This is a genomic window from Paenibacillus sp. J22P51, assembly GCF_059692215.1.
In genome coordinates, this window is sequence record NZ_JCAUAZ010000022.1 from 49440 (window position 1) to 70382 (window position 20943).

The window sequence follows — 20943 nt, forward strand, 5'->3', positions numbered from 1 at the left end:
ATAATCATTATCTCATATTTACTGTTAAAAAACACTTGTGTAGCAAGGGGGAATTAGCTTGAGAAGTGGTTTATTTGGTGGGCGGCTCAAATGGACAGGACGGATGATAATAGCTCTGAACATCCTTATGTTGATAAGTGCTTGTCAGAACGAAAATACGCCAATAGTGAAAGAAGAGAAGGGGACTAGACCTGTTATCTCCATTATGGCACCTCTTCATTTTCCGCATCCGCCAATTCCAGAGCTTGTACAAGCGATTGAGAATAAGACGCAAACGAAGCTGGATTTGAACTGGGTTCCGGATGGTATTTATACAGATAAAATGAATACAGCCCTCACGACGAACTCATTGAAAAAAGCGACTTATGTCAAATATACGGACTATATGCTGATGAAAAATTCGATCCGTTCCGGCGCATTCTGGGATATTGGACCTTATTTGGCAGCGTATCCGAATTTGAAAAAGCTGAATAAAGAGATTTTGGGTCAAGCGGCCGTTGACGGCAAAATTTATGGCTTATACACCGAGCGTCCGTCCTCTCGGCAGGGTATTATTATTCGTGAAGATTGGCTGAATAATCTCAAGTTGAAGAAGCCAACGAATCTGAATGAATTGTATGAAGTGCTCAAAGCATTCACATATGGGGACCCTGATCGTGACGGGAAAGACGATACGATAGGGTTAACGGATCGCAATGATTTGGTATTCGGCTCATTCAAGACAATAAGCTCCTACTTTGGAACACCGAACAATTGGGGAGTTTCCGCTGGAAAGCTCGTTCCGGAATTCGAAACACAGGCATATGTAGACACGATGAATTTCATGAAAAAGCTGTATGATGAGAAGCTGATTAATTCGGATTTCGCCGTGACAAGCAAAGAAGTGCAGCGGGATAAGTTGATTCGCGGCACGGCCGGCGTGTACATCGGCAGTATGCAGGATGTGCAGCGTCTTTCGGATGAGGCGCAGTTGGTAAATCCCGAGGCAAGGTTAACACTCGTGAATCATATTGAAGGACCGCAGGGATTTCATATTTGGTCTATTCCTAATTATAGTGCCTTATATCTGTTCTCCAAAAAGGCGATTAGAACGGAAGCGGAACTGAAGCAGATGCTGCAGTTTTTTGATCGGACGATGGATAAGGATATCGCTAATCTGATGAAGTACGGCTTGGAGGGACGGCATTATACGGCCAAGAATGGGCAAATTCAGCTCTCCGAGGAGACGTCGAAAATTCGCGTCAATGAGGTCAACGCGCTGTATGCGCTGATGATCGCTGATCTGAACAACCCGAACGTAATTCCCGTTGTGGAAAGCGAATCGTTGTCCCAGCTGGCAGATACGCTTAGCTTGGATAATGAGAAATATGTCGTCAAGGATCCGACACTAGGTCTGGAGTCAAAGACCTATGATGAGCGAGGTGTCGAATTGTACAAAATCATCTCCGATGCGACATATAACTACATTTTAGGCAAGTTAGATAAGGCGGCTTTCCAGCAAGAGATCGAGCGTTGGAAGCGCGGCGGCGGGAATCAGATGATACAAGAGTATAATGAGGCGTATGCGAAGAAGGGCTGATGGCCGAGGTTGAGAGAGTAAGCTGTGGGTCGACAGTAGACCAGTAAGAGGTACTGTCGCAAAATGTGGCGTCTAATGAGCGACAGTATGGCGGTATAGGCCTCTCCCCCGTGCGAAATTTGAGCGGATTTTGGCGAATTCAGATGGAGTTTTTCCATTTAATAGAGTACTGAGCTTAGGTAGAAGAATAATAGAGGATGGTTAATTATGGTTGTGATCCTCGCGACATGGGATGAAAGAAGTACAGTTGTGCGGAATTATTATAGGGCACTGGTCGTAGTTGGTCAGATGTCACTCGATACCTGAGTTGTATTTTCGACTCTGGAATAATCCAAAAGTTATAGGCCGTTTAAGTGCATCGCGCACTTAGGCGGTCTTTTTCGTGCCTTAAGCCCCAACCGCGGCTTTAAAGGCTTCCCCAATAATCATCTCCCCACCCGATAATCATCATCTCACATCCCGCGTTAGACGTGAGTTATATGAGTAAATGATTGTATCGGTACCTAGTTACGACCGTGTAATGTGTGAGTTGTAGCACACAACATTTTCACGGAGGTCAAACCGATATGAAGAGAAATTTAGTCACGATTCCACTAAGCGTACTTCTCGTTTCCAGCTTTGCTTTGGCAGCATGCGGAGATAAAGAAACGCCTGCATCAACAACGGCAGCAACAACAACAGCGGCTGCGGCAGCAACGCCGAAACCGACAGACAACACGCCTACAGCGATTACGATCATGGCACCACTCAATACGGCACAGACTCCTCCGGATACCATTATCAAAGAACTTGAAAAGCTGACGAACACGAAGCTGACGTATCAATTCTTCCCGGCAGACACGTATGAAGAGAAGCTGAATACGACTTTCGCAACTGGCGCACTGCCACAAGCGACGTATTTGAAAAACCAAGCGACGTTCATTCAAATGAAATCAGCAATCCGTGACGGACAGTTCTGGGAGATCGGGCCGTTATTGAAAGACTTCCCGAACCTGAGCAAGCTGAAATCCACAACGAATGATAATACGAAAGTCGATGGCAAATTGTACTCCTTGTACCGCGGTGTAGACATTGCACGTCAAGGTCTTATCTACCGTAAGGACTGGGCAGATAAATTGGGTCTGAAGCCTCCTGCTAATCTAGATGAATTGTTCGCTATGGCGAAAGCATTTACAGAAAATGACCCTGATGGCAACGGCAAGAAAGATACGATCGGATTAACAGATCGTAACGATCTCATTTACGGTGCGTTCAAAACTATCGCTGCTTGGCAGGGTACACCGAATAACTGGGGCGTAAAAGACGGCAAGCTAGCTCCTGAATTCATGTTCCCGCAATATGTAGCGACGATGGATTATTTCAAGAAAATGCGTGATGGCGGATACATCAACAAAGATTTCGCAGCAACAAGTAAAACGGATCAACAAAAGTTGTTCACTGCGGGTACAGCAGGTATGTACATCGGAGCGATGACGGATGTAACGACACTGAACAAGGATTTGGTCAAAAACGTTCCAAACGCAGTAGTTGATGTTCACAGTATGGTTGCTGGACCTGATGGCAAATTCGCACACTGGGCACTACCTGGATTTGCAAACGTAGTTCTATTCCCGAAATCCGCGAATAAAACGGAAGCTGATCTTCGTAAAGTACTAGCTTACTTCGACAAAATGATGACACCAGAAGTAGCGAACATGGCAAACTGGGGTATCAAAGATAACCATTACAGCCTAACTGATAACAAAGCGAAGAAGCTGGACGATGAGAAATGGACACGCGAAGTGAAGCCATTCACAGATGCAGCGATTGGTGATGAAGATACGTCCGGTAGATACTTGGGTATTCCAACGATCCCTGCACAAGGAAAAGCAGACGAGTTGAAAATCGCGAACCTGAAGTTCGCTGTTCAAGACCCAGTAGCTGCGCTTGATTCCAAAACAAACCTTGAAAAAGGTGTTCAAGCGCAAGCCGTTATCACTGATGCAACGAACAAATACATCTACGGAACAATCGATAAAGCAGGCTTTGATAAAGCAATTGAAGATTGGAAAGCTCGTGGCGGCAGCAAAATCATCGAAGAATACAACGCGCTTAAAAAGTAATTCAGCAACAAAGTGTCTGACTAGTCAAGGCGAGAGGGCTGCTTGCATCGCGGCAGTCTTCTCCTTTTAAGGAAAGGAAGAAGTCCTATGCAAGAAGTGAATGTTTCGCAACGTGTTGTCGCTAGGAAGTCAAGCAGTGAACTGAGCAGACGTCTTTGGAAAAATAAATGGATTTATGTCATGTTGCTGCCAGGGATTTTGTACTTTATCGTTTTCAAATATATCCCGATGTACGGATTGATCATTTCCTTCCAGAACTACAAGCCGTTCAAAGGTGTTACCGGGAGTGAATGGGTCGGTTTGGAGCATTTCAAGCGCTTGTTTACAGAGCCGGATTTCCTGAACATTTTGAGCAATACGTTAATCTTGTTCGGTATGAATCTCTTGTTCTATTTTCCGATTCCGATTATCTTGGCGCTCATGTTGAATGAGGTTAGAGGAGATCTGTTTAAGAAAGTGTTTCAAACAATCGTTTACCTGCCTCACTTTATGTCATGGGTTATTATCGTCTCCATCAGCTTCGTTATGTTGACCATGGACGGCGGTATTATTAATGAGTTGATTTCGTATTTCGGCTTAGAAAAAGTGAACTTCTTACTGGCGCCAGAATGGTTCAGACCGATTTATATTTTACAAGTTATTTGGCGTGAAGCAGGTTGGGGAACGATCATTTATTTGGCGGCGATTGCTTCCATTGATCCTGGGTTGTATGAAGCTGCTCGTATGGATGGTGCAGGACGATTTAGACAAGTGTGGCACATTACGCTGCCCGCGATCCGAAGTGTCATTATTGTTTTATTAATTTTGAAAATTGGTGCGGTTCTCGAGCTCGGTTTTGAACATGTGTATTTGCTTCTTAACTCCATGAACCGAGAAGTTGCCGAGATCATTGATACTTATGTATATACAGCGGGTCTTAAACAAGGGCAATTCAGCTACAGCGCAGCGATTGGTTTGTTCAAATCATTCATTGGACTTGTACTGGTGATGCTAGTGAATCGGATTTCCAAGAAAATGGGTGAAGAGGGCGTTTACTAAGCCCTGTAAGCGCAAAGCAGCTAGGAGGTTGAAGTCGTGGTAGAAGATAAAACATTAGCCGGCAGAATGTTCGGTATCATCAACTATTTGTTATTAACCATCATCGGATTGATTACGATCATCCCGTTCGTGCACGTGGTGGCAGGTTCCTTCACGACGAGTGCGGAAATGGCGACTAAGAAATTCGTCCTCATTCCGACGGATTGGAGTATCGAGGCATATCGCTTTATTTTTTCAACGAATACCATATTTAAAGCCATGGCGGTCTCGATTGGGACGACGGTTATCGGCACAGTGATCAGTATGTTCATCACAGCGTTGATGGCTTACGGTTTGGCACGCAGAGATGTGGATGGACGTAAAGTTATCATGTTCCTCGTTGTTTTTACAATGCTGTTTCATGGCGGCTTGATCCCGACGTTTCTCGTAGTAAAGGAGCTTGGTATGATCGACACCTACGCGGCGTTGATTCTTCCAACAGCAGTCAGTGCATTTAACTTAATTATTTTGAAAAACTTCTTCCAAAACATCCCTGAAGGGCTCGAAGAGTCGGCGAAAATCGACGGCTGCAGCGACTTCGGTATCCTATTCCGTATCGTTCTGCCATTATCGATGCCTGCGATTGCAACGATCTCGTTGTTCTACGCGGTAACGTATTGGAACACGTACTTGAGTGCGATTCTTTACATCAATGAAAGTGCCAAATGGCCGATTCAGGTCTTGCTTCGCCAAATTGTCGTCCTTGCCAGCGGTTTGGACGTGAGTTCGGACTTGGACAACGCGACACCGCCACCGGCGCAGTCGATCAAGATGGCTGTTATCGTCGTAGCTACGATTCCGATTCTGGCTGTGTATCCGTTCTTGCAGAAGCATTTTGCTAAGGGTGCGATGATTGGATCCATCAAGGGTTAATAGGTGTATGAACAGGACGTTACAACACATAAGCGGGGAAATGCGCATGACAGATGGGGAAAATCAGAGACAAGAATCACAAGATATGAGACAAGGTCAGGATCAACGTGCGGAGATTGATCAACTTCTTGCAGAGATGGATCAATTGTTTGATGGTTTTGGAGCGTGGCTTGGCGGGCAAAGGGATGCGGAGAGCGGAGGGTTTTACTATGCCGCAAGCTCCAGACGAATGCCAGGAGGCGCTCCTGATATTGAATCCTCCGCACAAGCTTTGAACATTCTGGAACGCTGTGGTTGGCTGTCTGATATGCCAGTGGAAATGAAAGACGGAAGTATCCGTTTCTTTCAAGGTAAGCAGGAGACATCGTCAGGCTACTTCTATGATGAGAATCCGTTGATGCGTGAAGATGAAGTGATGGTTGCCCGCGCCATTTCGTATAGCTTGAATGCATTGCGCAAGCTTGGCGGGTATCCGCTTCATGCATTGCCTTATGAGGCGCAGCAAGCGCCAGCCTATATGTCTTCACCAGAAGACTATCTCGATTGGCTGGAATCGGTTGAGCTGACGAACAGCTGGCGAGGCTGCGATCGCCTTTCAACTTCTAGCGTGTATGTGAGACAAGTCGAGCCTGAGAGCATCAGAGCTGCCTTCGTGCAAACGGCGTTTAATTTCTTCGCTAATAAACAGGATCCTTTTACCGGTTTATGGGGGGAAGGGTCCTATTATGTGCGGATCTCAGGCACGTTCAAGCTGCACATTTTCTATGACCATTTCAACGTGCCGCTGCCAAGAGAGGAACGAATTTACCAAAGTATCCTCTATGCCTTAAGGCATGAGGAAGCGGTTGACATGTGCTATATTCGTAATCCGATTCACTTATTGTCCTACATGAAGCTATCCATTCCGCCTGAAGATTTGCGAGAAATCATAGCCATTACATTAGCAAATATGAAGCGTCTGCTTCGTACAGACGGGGGCTTCTCCCGTGAACTGGCCCACTCTCCAACAGCGCCTAATGTGGCGCAGGTGAAGGAAGGCGAATATTACCCCGGCATGCCGAAGGCTGTCCATATCGGGGGAGGCGAAGTGGAAGGCGATATGAATGCCGGCACACAAGCTTTGTTGATTCGTTCGGTTTGCTATCAGTTAGCTGGCAAAAAGGCGCCTGCTCTGACAAAAGGGCTGATTTTCACAGCACTGGATAGAAATTGAAACGTTTTAATCTACTATTTTCCAATAGGAAAGGGGAACCTCATCGTGGCTCCTGTTCAGACCAAAACACCACTGGAGTGGGCACAAGCTGCCTGTGACTCGATCATAGACAAGCATACACCGATGGAGCTGCCACCAGCAGGGCGTTGGCATTATCACCAAGGCGTATTCCTTTGCGGCATGGAAATGCTTGCGGAAGCAAGACAGGATAATCGCTATGACGCGTATATCCAAGGATATGTCGATGGTCTAGTCGACGACAATGGCAGTCTCTACTTCGCTCGCGATGAGCTCGACGCGATGCAAGCAGGGCTGCTGCTGTTCCGCATAGAACAACGCACAGGCCAGCCCAAGTACCGCGTTGCTGCGGATAAACTGCGCAACCTGCTAAAAACCTTGAACCTCACCTCTGAAGGCGGGTTCTGGCACAAAGACAAATACGCCAACCAAATGTGGTTGGATGGTTTATACATGGCCGGTGTCTTCTCGCTGAAATACGCGAACGCCTTCGGCGAAACGAACTTGCGCCAAACCGTGCTGCACCAAGAGCAGCTGATGCGCAAGTACATGAAAGATGAGCACACGGGTCTGCTGTACCATGCGTGGGATGAAAGCCGCCGCATGCCGTGGGCGAACCCTGAAACCGGCTGTTCGCCGGAATTCTGGGGACGTTCGCTCGGTTGGTACGGCCTAGCCGTCTCGCAATTCCTCGACGAATTGCCGGCTGATGAGCCTGGGCGTGAAGCGCTGGTGAAGTCGCTGTGCGAATTCGTATATACGATCATCCATTATCAAGACGCGAAAAGCGGGCTCTGGTATCAGGTGGTCGACAAAGGTGATCAGCCGGATAACTGGCTAGAAAGCTCCTGTACAAGTTTGTTCGTCTACACGATTGCCAAGGCCGTTAATCTCGGAGTCGTTGGCCGTGAATGTGCGGAAGCAGCTGTGAAAGGGTATGAAGGCTTGCTGCGTACGTTGAAATTTGACGATCAAGGGAGAGTTATTCTGCCGCTGATCTGTATTGGTACATCTGCGGGAGACTATGAGAACTATGTAACGCGACCAACAAGTGAGAATGATCTGCATGGTGTGGGAGCTTTTGTCATGGCGTGCGTTGAAGTTGAGGCATTGAACAAGTAAGGATTCGAAGGAGCAACCTATGGCGATATATAACATAACGACGTTCGGCGCTGTTGGTGATGGCGAAACCGATAACACGCAGGCGATCGCAGCAGCGATTGAGACCTGCTCTCTAAATGGCGGTGGAACGGTATTCGTTCCAGCTGGGACGTATCTCACGGGCCGGATTGAGCTGTGCAGTTACATGACGTTGGAGCTTGAGACAGGCTCAAAGCTGATGTTTATCAATGAGTTCGACAAGTATCCGCTAGTACAGACGCGCTGGTCAGGCTACGAATGCTACGGGTACTCCCCGCTCATTTATGGGAGAGGCCTGAAGAAGGTGTCTATCAAAGGTGACGGTATTATTGATGGGCAAGGCAGAGCTTGGTGGCAGGCTTATCGCGAGATTCGCAAAGGCGGCACGATGGACTCCGCTCAGACGCAAGAGTTGAAGGTGAAGAACCAAGCGTTGCGGGAAACCGTGAAGAGCAACATTGTAGAGTGGTCTTCCCAATTCCTAAGGCCGCCGCTGTTACAGTTGATCGATTGCGAAGGCGTTAGGCTCGAAGGTATCACCTTGCAAAACTCCCCTTTCTGGAATACACATCTGGTCTATTGCACAGATGTTCAGCTTCAAGGGGTTTCGATTAAAAATCCGAATGATACGCCAAATGGCGACGGACTGGATATCGATTCTTGCCAAAATGTTCGTATTTCCGATTGCTTCTTCGATGTTGGCGATGATTGCTTGTGCATCAAATCCGGCATCGATGAAGATGGCCGACGGGTGGGCAAGCCTTCAGAGAATATCGTGATTACCAACTGTACGATGCTAAGAGGACATGGCGGTGTCGTGCTTGGCAGCGAGATGGCTGGCGGTATTCGCAACGTGGTCATTTCCAATTGTATTTTCACAGGGACAGATCGTGGCATACGGATGAAAACGAACCGCGCCCGCGGTGGTTATATCAAGAATATTTTAGTCAGCAACATTTATATGGAAGATGTGTTCTGTCCGTTAACGATTAACTCGTTCTATCGGCACGGCGTTGACGAAAGCAATCCGTTGATCAGCAGCCCGGATGCTGTTCCGGTAACCGAAAGCACGCCTGTAATCGAACACATTCGGATACATCAAGTAACTGCGAAGCGGACTCGCGCCGCTGCTGGCTTCCTCTACGGATTACCGGAGATGCCGATTCGTGACGTGCAGCTATCTCATGTCCACATCGAGATGACGACAGATCCTTCAGAGATGGGGGACGAGCCAGATATGGTGAGAGAGAAAATCATCATGGCTGGCGACGGTATGCTGTGCAAGCATGTAGCGGATTTGGAGCTTCACAATGTGCGCATCGAAACCCGGCAGGGTCCTGCTCTTCGTTTAGAAGATGTGAAAGGCGTCGACGTTCACTCGCTTACGATGAAGGGGAAACATGCCGCGACGTCGGTTGTGCGTGTGACTCGCGCAGAGGAGTTGTACTTCTCAGGAAGGCAGTCTACGGAGCCAGGATATTTGGAAGAAGTGAAAGAGACTGTTCGTTCGCTGGATTGACTTATGGAGAAAAGGACGCCAAATGGCGTCCTTCATCTAAATTAATAAAGTAAGCGTATACAATAGCAAGTATATGGAGGAATGTTTCTTGAAAAAACAAAAACGGTTGTTGGCAACAGTCTTGTCATTAGTTTTATTATTATCGATGATTCCTTTTAGCGGATCCGCTGTAGCGGCTGTTGGGGCGGCGTGGACACCAAGTATATTTGGATCAAATACGGCTGCTGACAGAAATTCCATAACAACAAATTCAAATGGGTCAGTTACACTAAAAGCTGTTAACGGAGGGAAAATTGATGGTTCGAGCGAGGGGCTGGCTTTTTACTATAAACAGATAAACTTATCAACTGATCCAGACTTTGAGATCCGTACGAAAGCAAAAGTAGTGAGTTTTACCAGTCCAACTAATAGCAACCAATCCCAAGCCGCTTTTGGGTTAATGGTCAGAGGGAACGTCGGTTCTAATGGATCAGGATCAACTATAACATCTAATTTTGTGGCAGTCGGTGGAGTTGGAGTTAATCCAGTCGCTGCTACAGCCACTGTTCCAGGCACTCCTGTTTCTTCCGTTACACAAGTCGTTTACAAATCAGGTACTCAGCTGAGTAAATTGCCTGCTTTTAAAACTGTCAATGATCCTATTGATGGTGAAGAATATGATATTTCGATTAAAAAATCAGGAAATGCCTATAAATTAATGGTCAATGGTGAAAGTCAAACCGTATCTCTTGATTTATCTACAGCATATGCAGGCTTATTTGTAGCCAGAGACGCTGAAATCATTTTTAGTGATTTTGACATTATCGTGGATACTCATGCAACACCTAGTGGAATTACACTAGACACGACTTCTATGAAGAAGCAGTATTTGAAGGATCAAAGCCTTGATACAACTGGTTTGATAGTAAAATCAGTAACAGGAGCCGTGTATGAGGAACTATCAAAGAATGACTATATAATTACAGGATTTGACAGCAGCAAAGTTGGGGCAAATACAATTAAAGTGAACTATAAAGGTGCAACAAAAACGATTGATCTCATTATCTCTCCTTTATCTGTTGCTGCATTGGATTTGACAAACCTTCCTGCTAAAACTGTCTATTACACAAATGATCAATTTGATCCAGAAGGTTTAGTAGTTACAGCTGGATATGATTCAGGTATTAGAGCTGATATTAAAAGCGATAAATACACAATATCGATTCCGAATGCAACAGTTACAGGTTCTACTTATACGTTCGACACACCGGGGACAAAAACCGTTACTATTAGATCAACGGAGACTCCTGCAAAGACTACAACATTTAACGTGACTGTGAAAGATGCACTGCTTACTGGTTTGGAAATCACACAACCACCGCAAAAAACGCTTTATTATCTGGGTGATCCTTTCGTTCCTAACGGGATGGTTGTATATGCGAAATATAGTGATAATTCGAGAGTAAGACTTATGAATAACGAATATACCGCTGTACTCGATACAACCACTGCTGGTTCGAAGCAGGTTATAATTTCGTACAGAGGACAACAAACTTCTTCCAACGTTACGGTTAAAGAAAAAGTATTAACAGGGATTAAAGTTAACCAAAATCCATATCCCAAAACTACTTATCTAGTCGGTGATGGATTGAACACTGTCGGATTAAGTGTGTATAAAGTTTACGATAATAAGGATGAAGAACTTTTCTCGAGCACGAGCTATGATATTGATTCTTCCAATTATAATAAGGATATCGCAGGAACGTATAATATCCGAATCATTCCTAAAAATACAAGCATTGCGCCAATTTCATATAAAGTTGCAGTAAGAGAACCTGTGCAACCTCAATGGAAAACAATAAGGTTTGGACAATCCACATCGGATGAACTTAATACGGTGACGGTAACTAATGCAGGCTTATCAAATGAAAGCATTGCTGTTAAAGCTTTAGCTAAAGAAGCCGAAAGTAAATATGGCGGTAAAATTACCGGTGATCACGATGGTATAACCTTCTACTACACCGAACTTGATGCCGTTCAGGATAACTTTGTCTTATCCGCAACTATTAATGTTAACACATTTGCTAAAACCCCGTACGATGGCCAGGAATCTTTCGGAATAATGGCTAGAGATGCAATCGGAGCCCCTGGTGATGCCAGTGTATTCGCTTCTAATATTGCCGCGATAGGTGGATACAGTGGCGGAACAACTAAGCCGATAGGAACTCAGCTATTTGTCAGAACAGGTGTCACTTCTAAGGATGGTACAGGCAGCAAAGGGATTCAAAGTACCATATTAGATACTACACCTACAAAACCTGCAGGAACTATCATACTTACACTCACAAAAAATAACAGTGGTTTTACTGGGAAACTGAACAGTGGTAATGCAACACAATACTTTGTTCCAGACATCATGAACGTTCAAGATTCTAAAATGTATGTAGGTTTTTATGCAGCTCGTCTTGCATCGATTGATGTAAGCAAAATTGATTTAAAAGTAACAGCAGCAGAAGCTGATGCTCCAAAAGTTGAAGGCCCCAAAGAAAAGGTTGAACCTGATTTTCAGTTTCTATCATTGGATAAAACTTCAAAGACTGACTATGATTTAACATATAAGCCTACTGTGAACGGTACAGTAACGATCAAAAAGGGTGAAGAAGTGATCGCGCTAGATCAAACCGTTGAAGCTGGGAAAACGATTACGTTGAAAACTTCGGTTGCTGGAAACGCAACTACGAATTTTAGCGCTACATTTTTGCCAGATGATACACAGCTTCTAACATCATATAGCAGATTAGTGAAAACATTCTCTGTAACGATGAAAACGTTAGGTCAAGGCGGAGACATTTATGTATCACCAACGGGTACGAGTGCGGGTACAGGCTCCATCAGCAGTCCGCTTGATCTTGACACGGCTATCGCTTATGTAAGCGCGGGTCAGAAAATTATTATGCTAGATGGAAAATATGTTCGCAAGTCCAAACTAGACATTAAGAAGGGGAATGACGGTACAGCCAATGCCAAGAAATCTCTCATTGCGGCTCCGGGTGCAAAACCTGTCATAGATTTTTTCAGAAAATCCGAGGGCGTTGTTTTGAGTGGGAATTACTGGCATGTGAAAGGAATTGATTTTAAACGCACAGCTGCCAACACGAAAGGCTTTACGGTAGGTGGAAGTTACAACATCGTTGAGAGCAGCCGATTCTATTCGAATGGTGACACGGGACTACAGATCAGCAGCACAGATGGATCCTCGGATAAAACGACATGGCCGTCGTACAATCTGATATTGAACAATGAATCCTTCGATAATATAGATCCATCTAATAATAATGCCGATGGTTTTGCGGCAAAACTGACATCGGGCGTAGGCAATATTTTCAGAGGTGATATCTCTCACAATAACATTGATGACGGTTGGGATCTTTATACTAAAGTGGGTTCAGGTGCGATAGGCGCTGTAACGATTGAAGATAGCATCGCTTATAACAATGGTACATTAACGAATGGCAAAGTAGGTGAAGGAGACAAGAATGGCTTTAAGCTTGGTGGTGAAGGCATTCACGTACCTCATATCATTCGAAATAGCATTGCTTTCGGCAATGGTGCGATTGGTTTTACAAGTAATAGTAACCCGGGTGTCAGAGCTGAAAATAATATTGGCTTTAACAATGCCAAAGGCAACTTAAGCTTTACAACGTATTCAGGCATACCTACTGATTTTGCAATTAATGGTTTTGTATCCTATCAAAAAACGGTATCTGTCAAAGATAATTTCCCAGCGGAATTAACAGCCAACAATAACTACATGTTTGACGGTTCCAAATCCGCTAACAAATCGGGTATTCAGCTTACAGGTGCAAACTTTACAAGTTTAGTACCGGTTGAATCGTACACGAGAAATGAAGACGGCAGCATAATCTTGGGAACCTTCCTTCAATTTATCGCACCGCTTTCTGCACCGACAAGCTTGACTGCCGGAGCAAGTGACGCAACAGCGATTTTAAGTTGGCATACGGTAACTGGTGCTACTTATTATAACGTTTATCGTGGAACGACTGAGAATGGCTCGTATGAAAAAATTGCAACAAATGTTACGAGTGCAACTTATACAAACAGCGGATTAACTAACGGCATGACTTATTATTACAAGGTAACAGGTGTGAACGCTTTAGGGGAAGGTCAATATTCAAATCCAGCAAGTGTAGTGCCTCGTGAATCAAATGACAAGTCACCTGGAGGTTATGCACCTGCTGCTCCAACAAACAACGATGGCGGCGTGCAAGTGTTAATCGCACCAGTTAATCAAACGATCAACGGGAAAACCGTAGCGGTAGTTACGGTGGATGGAAGTACGCTCAGCAAAGCCTTTGATGCACTCAAATCCAAAGAATCCAAAGATCAAAAAATTAATATTGAAGTAAAGAGTAGTGAAGGAGCGGCTAAGGTTCAGATTGAAGCTAACGCCTTGTCGGCAGGTATGAAAAATGCCCCAGATACGGTATTATCCATTAAAAGTAATGAAGTTACTTACAATCTTCCTGCCAAGTCTTTGGATCTTACGAATCTAGCTAAAACGCTAGGTACCGACGTAAGCAATGTGAAGATTAATATCACTATTGAAAAAGTAACCGGCCCAACAGCGGATCTGATTAACGCTAAAGCCAAACAAGCAGGGTTATCACTTCTTTCCGGTGCAGTTGATTTTACCATTACTGCGGAAGGCAATGGTAAGACTACAACAGTGAACGATTTTGGAAATACTTACGTACCTAGAACGATTACTCTTGTTCAAACCGTAGATTCCAATCAGTTAACTGCCGTAATGTACAACCCTGAAACTGGGGAGATGACTTTCGTTCCTGCGATTTTTACAACAGTGAATGGCAAGACAGAAGTTACGATCAAGCGTCAAGGTAACAGTATCTACACCGTCGTTCAATCTTCCAAAACATTCGACGACGTAAAAGGTCACTGGGCGAAAGCGGATGTGGAATTACTTGCTTCTAAATTGGTCATTAAAGGAGTAAGTGACACCCAGTTCGCACCGAATTCAAACATTACTCGTGCCGAATTTGCAGCTCTGCTGGTTAGAGCACTTGGTTTGAAAGAGGAAGTTTCAGCAAAATTCACAGATGTACCTTCGAATAGCTGGTTTGCAGGGGCGGTTGGTGCATCTGCTAAGGCTGGTTTGATTGAGGGCTTTAATGATACTTCATTCAACCCGGATGAGCGCATCACGAGAGAGCAGATGGCGGTTATGATAACGCGAGCAATGAAATTTGCCGGTAAATCAGCTGTAGTTGACCTCAAGCAATTAGACAAATTTACGGATAGCAAGGGATTGAGTGTATGGTCTAAAGATGCAGTAGCCGGAGCGGTAAGTGCTGGAATTGTAAATGGCGTAACCGAAACGGAATTTGTACCAACAGCTCCAGCGACTAGAGCGGAAGCTGCGGTAATGCTGAAGAGATTCTTGCAATATGTTCAGTTTATCAATTAAATAGTTTTGGAGGACGTCCATCAGGGCGTCCTTTTTTTCATATTTCTTAAGTTACCAATCGTTCAACACAGGTGACGACTATGATAAAATAGAATAATAGATAGATCCATAGATTAAGAGAAATGTGAGATACAACACTTTCTAGATCAAATAGAAGCCCGTAAATAAGACAGATTAGGTACGGAGCGCAACATCAGGGGGTACAACAAATGAAACGAACGTTAGTAATAAGCGATATCCACGGCTGTGCGGATGAGTTTAAGGAATTATTAGATAAAGTAAAGTTCAATGCGGAAGAGGATCAACTTGTTTTGCTAGGAGATTATGTAGATCGGGGACCAGCTAGCCGAGAGACCGTGGAACATGTGATGCATTTGGTGCGTGAAAAAGGGGCAATTGCCCTCAAGGGGAACCATGATCAACGCTTTTTGGAAGTGATGGGTGAGACTGATTCCTTGACGGAAATGAAGTTTTTTGAGCATGGCGGTATTCAGACATTTCAAAGCTTCAGCGGTGTCAGGGACTTTGATTTGAAAACAGCGAAAGAATGCATTCGGGCCAATTGCAGCGAGCAACTTGCATTTTTACGGGATCTGCCGCTGTATCACGAGAATGATACGCATATCTTTGTACATGCTGGGCTAAATCCTGCCTATGCAGACTGGAAAACACAACCGGAGCGGGACTTTATCTGGATTCGAGCGCCATTTGTGCAACAGAAAACGGTTGTGAAGAAGCCTGTTGTATTCGGGCACACGACGACGAAGGATATACATGGGAAAGCGGATGTGTGGTTTGATACGGATAAAATCGGGATCGATGGCGGCTGTGCCTACGGTCTGCAGCTGAATCTTCTGGAAATTAAGGGGAAGAATCAATACAAGACATACTCCGTTGCTTCCAAAGGGAGCTGGAAATAGGAGCAAGAAATATCAAGAAGCGTAGTTCCTAATGGCGTAAACTGTGGTTAACAAGCTGAAGGAGGCAAATGATGGATACCACTTATGAGTCGCGGATTCAGATGACGCTGGATCATATTGAGGAACATCTATCGGGACCGCTGTCCGTGGAGTGCTTAGCCAAGGTAGCCTGCTTCTCAGCCTTTCATTTCCATCGTGTCTTCCAAACCATGGTGGGGGACGCTGTAATGGAATATGTTCGCAAGAGAAGATTAGCGAGAGCGGCTTATCAAATCGCACATACGGAGCAGAAATTGATCGATATTGCCTTCGATAATGGCTTTGGGTCCCCAGAGAATTTCACGCGGGCATTCAAAAAGGTGTTTCAACGCACGCCGCTTGCCTACCGCAAGCAAGGCATTCGACCGCCTAGCTATCCCAAAGTGAATGTGCTGGATCGGAAATTCAATCCCTATTTAGGAGGAATACGTATGAACTACGCATTGCAAACAAAACCTGGATTTAAATTGATTGGATATGAATTGAAGACCTCGTGCAAAGAGGGGCAAAATCTTCGGGATATCCCTGCTTTTTGGCAGAAATACATGCAAGAAGGGCTGGGGGAACACATCCCGAACCGCGTTCACACAGGGTTGCCGGTCGAGATTGGGGTCTGCGCGGATGTTGACTTGGAGAGCGGAGATATGACCTACATCATCGGGATGGAGGCGACGAGCTTCGAGAATGTGTCAGAGAATCTGGTGTGCCGTGAGTTTCCAGAGGCGAATTACGCCGTATTTACAACACCGAAGGTGACGCAGGATCAGTTTGTAGCATCTATTCAGAGTACGTGGAATACGATTTTCACGGAATGGTTTCCTCATTCAGGGTATGAGCATGCGGGGAGCGCCGAGTTTGAATACTATGATGAGCGCTGTAATTCTAGCTTGCATGAGCTTGTAGAGATGGATATTTATATTCCAATCAAAGCGAAGTAAGCTGGCGGAAATTGGGTAGGTGAAAGCTGTAACAAAGGAGGAATCATTTGTCACGGAAATGACATCTGAATTTCATCTCTCTTTAAGGTTCGCGGCCTATAATGAAATTCGACCCCCTTTTAAATATATATATACTTAAGACCCGCAGCCCGTTGCTGTGGGTCTCTTTTTTTGTGCGGAGACAGGAAAACGGTTTATTATTTTGGTGGGAGGGAAAGATGTACAGGATCAGTGAGTTCTCGGAAATGACGGGGTTAAGCAAAGATACGTTGCGTTATTATGCAGAAGTGGGGCTGCTCGAACCTGCTTCGATGATTTTTTGCAATCGGGGAAGGATGTAAATGCATGATCGAATGGAAAGAAGAAATTGTGATTAAGGCGGAGATTGAGAAGGTCTGGGCCTTATTTTCGGACAAAAATATCAAGAGAATTATGCCTAAAGTAGAGGAACATACGCTCATCGAGATGGGTGAAAGGGAAGCGGGGGCCAAGCATCAGCAGAAGTATCGAGAAGGCAAACGTGTGGAAACGTATATCGTTGAAACCTTAGCGTATGAAGATCAGGAGATCGAGAAACGAAAGACAATTAGCTTTGTATTAGGAAAGGCGTTTGATATCAAGCTTACGTTTAGGTTAGTTAAGATCGATCATGGGCATACGAAATTTATATATGAGGGTCACAATAGAGGTGTTAATTTTGTCGGAAGAGCGATGTTGAAGCTCGGTAGCGAGAAAAGCAACTTGAAAGTGGTGCATGAGTTTATGCAAAGGGTCGAACAAGAAGCGATGAAGCCCGAGTAGGGTTCAAATCAGGTTTAAATAAGAAAGCGTGCAGCCAGAGGCTTGCACGCTTCTTTTAACGAATTTAGGCCCTCTCTCGCTCCCGTCCACGCGTGCTTCTCACAACGACGAATATCGCCATGACGAGGAAGATGAGTGGCAGTACCGCGGTGCGCATTCCCTCGTGGGAGCGGATGTGGGTCAGCATGGCGCTAGCCATAATCATGGCGATAACGCCTGCGGAGAGGAGTGCAATCCGCGGGCGCCACAGGCCGATGATGAGCCCGATGCCGGCGACTAATTCAACGGCGCCAACGATATACATGAACTCTACACTGTATCCATAGGTTGACGTGAATATTTTCATTTGCAGGTCATGGGTAGACAGCTTCAAAATCCCGAACATGACATACGCTGCTGCCAATAAGATTTGAATGATGCGAGTCGTCCATGTCAATGCCAGAGCACCTCTGTTTGTTGGAATTGGTTATGTTAGCATGTGCAATCTAACCAATTTCATGCTGCTTAAAATGATACTGCTAGATAGCTCAGCGAGCCGACCTCATAGCTGCGGTGAATGATCTCGACAGGCCGACCAGGGTCGCCGCTGCCCATCGCGATGAATAGCGGAATGAAATGCTCGGGGCGTGGCACCGCCATCTTCGCATTCGGTGCTTCTGTGGCGTAGTTGAACAACGCCTCTAAGTTCTGAGCTTGCATGTTCGCAGCAAGCCAATCGTCAAAAGCAACCGCCCAAGCATCCGGCTCGGTAGCGTTCCAGTTCAACGCGCGCAGGTTGTGCACGGTGGCGCCGCTGCCGATGATCAGGATGTCTTCCTGATCGAGTCCACGCAAGGCTTCGCCGATCCGGTACTGTTCCGCAGGCGGCAGGTAAGGATTAACGGACACTTGAATGACAGGGCATTTAGGTGTCGGGAACATCCTTAACAACGGCACCCAAGAGCCATGATCTAGGCCGCGTGTGCGATCGAACTGAACGGGGATACCCTTCGCTTGAAAACGTTCCGCGATGGATTGAGCGAGAGCAACGTCACCTTTGGCGGGATATTTTAGTTGAAACAGCTCATCGGGAAAGCCGCGGAAATCATAGATCGTTTCGTACACATCATTGGTGGAAGATATGGTGAGTACTTCTGTTTCCCAATGTGCGGTGAAGATGACGATCGCTTTGGGTGAGAGCTTATTACCGTAATCGAGCAAAAATTGCGTACAAGCAGTATCCTGAAGAGCCATCATGGGTGAACCGTGGCCTACAAAAATCGGTGAAATCATAGATCACATCTCCTTTATATATCAGATGTATATTTACTTAAATATATTTAGTTACTTTATGTAACCAATGATACGCCAATGAATCAGTCTAGTCAAGTAAGTAAATTACTTTTTGTAAGCAAAAATGAGGTTGAAGTGAGAGTGAGGATTAGGGGGAGAGTAGGGAGCATATCTATCCAGTCCAGTATGGTTTCATATGCGACGGGGGTAGTGGATGCAATAAAATGGATTTTCTCCCGTTAATTTATGTGAAATGGGCCCCTGTAGAAGAATAACTGTATTTCCTCCAGCTAATTTCTTCGATTCTTGCTCAAAATGCCTAATTCGCTTGAATTAACTGCATATTTTCCATCTGTTTGGTAATTTCGGTCGATTACGCCATAATTAACTGGAGTTTTTCCAGTTATTCATCTCCCTGCGCCCGTGTTGCCCCTGCGCCCTGCCGCCGCCTCGCCTTCGCACCTGCGGTCTTACAACGCCAGTGGCTCTTGCCACGCCTATCGCCCCCGCACGTCCTCGCCGGAAAATGCAAATGAGCCTCCCAGAATGGGAGACTCTCTCGCTACAACTTCTATTTGTCCGGCTCCACAACCTCAAGAGGAGAGAACGTAAGCCCAGCTGCGTCATCTTCCTGTTCGACGAATCGTTTGAGCACATTGAGCTTGTTTTCCCAGTAGCGCTCATAAAAGGATAACCAACGTTTGAGCTCCATCAGCGGCTCGGCCTCCAATCGATATCGGGTTTCGCGGCCCACCTTGCGTTCCTTCACGAGACCTGCTTCGGCAAGAATGCGAAGGTGCTTCGAAACTGCCGTACGGCTCATTGGAAAATGACTGGAGATGACAGTGACAGGCATTTCCTGATCTCCCAGTAGCTGCAGCAGATGTCGTCGCGTGGGATCGGCTATGGCCTGGAAGACGTCATGTTTTTGCGCGGGAATGGCCATCTTAAGCCTCGATGTAAGCGGATAGCCTTTGGACGATGCCAGCCCAGCCTTGTGCCATAGTCTCGCGAACTGTATCATGCGGTTGGCCGAACTCGGTGACCTTGTCGATATCCCAGCCACCATGGGTGAGGGTGAATTCTGTTTTGCCATCTAGATCAGACAACTCAAAGGTCAGAAACCAGTCTTTCCCCCAAGAAAAGGATAAACGATTCGGGGGATCAAGCTCTGTGACCTTACAAGGGGATTTACCGAAAGGACCAGCCTCCAAATGGAATTCGTAACCGATTTCCGGCATGAAATTATTCGGCATGAACCAAACGCCAATGCCTTCAGAAGTGGCTACGGCATTCCAGACTTTTTGAATCGGCGCATTAAATATAAGTGTTTGTTTAATATCAGGTAGGGTTTGCATTTGATTTTCCATAGTAAAAGGCCTCCAGTGGCAGTATAGTTATTTACTTTTCACCTTACTCGTATGACGAAATCGCAGAGCGGACCATGTATCATCCACCGCGACATTGCTGACTGCTCGATAATCAGTTTGACCAGCAACTAACTCGAATAAGCTGTCTCGGTTAATATCCGTTTTGATCTTCGAGCTTTGCTTGGGATACGTAATCCAGAACAAGGCATCCTCGTTCAGAAGGGCAATCGCTTTATGAACCCATGCATCCACGTCAGCTGCTTGGTTAACAAAAAGCTGAACAAAATCATAAGTGCCACTCGGCTCCCCATCATCCTCGACACCGAGTTTATAGCCCTCGGGTGCTTGAAGGACGAGAGCGCGTCCTGTTTTATAGCGTAGTTTTTTCAGAAGTTCTTCCTGCATCAGATAATCTCCCTTCAAAAATAAAGCTCATCTACTTAGTTTTCCCGCAAAACCACTTTTCCATCGGCCCGTCAACGCGGAACCATTTGGTTACGCATCCTATTATACGAAACCATTTGGTTTCGTGTCAAGGTGTGTGCAAAAGCGTAACTTATGGGCAATATGGAATATTTTAAGCGGAACTGCTCAGAA

17 protein-coding genes are annotated in these 20943 nt (G+C 45.6%); 12 read left to right on the top strand and 5 right to left on the bottom strand.

The genetic code is table 11. The features are described 5' to 3' along the window. Window positions 1–58 precede the first annotated feature (58 nt). The 12 genes from AC58QC_RS28160 to AC58QC_RS28215 all read left to right on the top strand — a co-directional run bounded on the left by AC58QC_RS28160 (window position 59) and on the right by AC58QC_RS28215 (window position 17704). Window positions 59–1579, top strand: coding sequence for an extracellular solute-binding protein (locus tag AC58QC_RS28160; RefSeq protein WP_497418336.1), 1521 nt, complete (start codon window positions 59–61; stop codon window positions 1577–1579). 566 nt (window positions 1580–2145) lie between these two features. Continuing rightward, window positions 2146–3681 carry an extracellular solute-binding protein gene (locus AC58QC_RS28165; RefSeq protein WP_497418337.1) on the top strand — a complete coding sequence of 512 codons (1536 nt, stop codon included), beginning with the start codon at window positions 2146–2148 and terminating at the stop codon, window positions 3679–3681. 87 nt (window positions 3682–3768) lie between these two features. Further along, a complete protein-coding gene (locus AC58QC_RS28170) occupies window positions 3769–4719 on the top strand; it encodes an ABC transporter permease (RefSeq protein ID WP_497418338.1) in 951 nt (316 codons plus the stop codon). 36 nt (window positions 4720–4755) lie between these two features. Next, entirely contained in the window at window positions 4756–5631 is an 876-nt protein-coding gene (locus tag AC58QC_RS28175) for a carbohydrate ABC transporter permease (protein ID WP_497418339.1), read from the top strand. Between the two features lie 46 nt (window positions 5632–5677). Beyond that, window positions 5678–6844, top strand: a complete 1167-nt coding sequence (locus AC58QC_RS28180; protein ID WP_497418340.1) for a hypothetical protein — start codon at window positions 5678–5680, stop codon at window positions 6842–6844. 45 nt (window positions 6845–6889) lie between these two features. Beyond that, window positions 6890–7984, top strand: a complete 1095-nt coding sequence (locus AC58QC_RS28185) for a glycoside hydrolase family 88/105 protein (protein ID WP_497418341.1) — start codon at window positions 6890–6892, stop codon at window positions 7982–7984. A 19-nt stretch (window positions 7985–8003) separates the two neighbouring features. Further along, window positions 8004–9521, top strand: a complete 1518-nt coding sequence (locus tag AC58QC_RS28190; RefSeq protein ID WP_497418342.1) for a glycoside hydrolase family 28 protein — start codon at window positions 8004–8006, stop codon at window positions 9519–9521. Window positions 9522–9609: 88 nt separating this feature from the next. Further along, window positions 9610–15006: a right-handed parallel beta-helix repeat-containing protein gene (locus AC58QC_RS28195; protein WP_497418343.1), complete on the top strand. Its 5397-nt coding sequence runs from the start codon at window positions 9610–9612 to the stop codon at window positions 15004–15006. Window positions 15007–15215: 209 nt separating this feature from the next. Continuing rightward, on the top strand, window positions 15216–15926 hold the full coding sequence (locus AC58QC_RS28200) for a metallophosphoesterase family protein (protein ID WP_497418344.1): 711 nt from the start codon (window positions 15216–15218) through the stop codon (window positions 15924–15926). Window positions 15927–15997: 71 nt separating this feature from the next. Then, window positions 15998–16903 carry a GyrI-like domain-containing protein gene (locus AC58QC_RS28205; protein WP_497418345.1) on the top strand — a complete coding sequence of 302 codons (906 nt, stop codon included), beginning with the start codon at window positions 15998–16000 and terminating at the stop codon, window positions 16901–16903. Window positions 16904–17121: 218 nt separating this feature from the next. Then, window positions 17122–17244: a MerR family DNA-binding transcriptional regulator gene (locus AC58QC_RS28210; protein WP_497418346.1), complete on the top strand. Its 123-nt coding sequence runs from the start codon at window positions 17122–17124 to the stop codon at window positions 17242–17244. A 4-nt stretch (window positions 17245–17248) separates the two neighbouring features. Further along, entirely contained in the window at window positions 17249–17704 is a 456-nt protein-coding gene (locus AC58QC_RS28215) for an SRPBCC family protein (RefSeq protein ID WP_497418347.1), read from the top strand. Window positions 17705–17768: 64 nt separating this feature from the next. Here the strand turns inward: AC58QC_RS28215 and AC58QC_RS28220 are convergent, their stop codons facing one another. The 5 genes from AC58QC_RS28220 to AC58QC_RS28240 form a co-directional block, all read right to left on the bottom strand. Then, window positions 17769–18140, bottom strand: a complete 372-nt coding sequence (locus AC58QC_RS28220; RefSeq protein WP_497418348.1) for a DoxX family protein — start codon at window positions 18138–18140, stop codon at window positions 17769–17771. Between the two features lie 68 nt (window positions 18141–18208). Then, complete coding sequence (locus tag AC58QC_RS28225; protein ID WP_497418349.1) at window positions 18209–18976, bottom strand: DODA-type extradiol aromatic ring-opening family dioxygenase; 768 nt, start codon at window positions 18974–18976, stop codon at window positions 18209–18211. A gap of 571 nt (window positions 18977–19547) precedes the next feature. Next, entirely contained in the window at window positions 19548–19922 is a 375-nt protein-coding gene (locus tag AC58QC_RS28230; RefSeq protein ID WP_497418364.1) for an ArsR/SmtB family transcription factor, read from the bottom strand. A gap of 1 nt (window position 19923) precedes the next feature. After that, window positions 19924–20346 carry an SRPBCC family protein gene (locus AC58QC_RS28235; protein WP_497418350.1) on the bottom strand — a complete coding sequence of 141 codons (423 nt, stop codon included), beginning with the start codon at window positions 20344–20346 and terminating at the stop codon, window positions 19924–19926. Window positions 20347–20373: 27 nt separating this feature from the next. Beyond that, window positions 20374–20751, bottom strand: coding sequence for a hypothetical protein (locus AC58QC_RS28240; protein ID WP_497418351.1), 378 nt, complete (start codon window positions 20749–20751; stop codon window positions 20374–20376). Window positions 20752–20943: the final 192 nt, after the last annotated feature.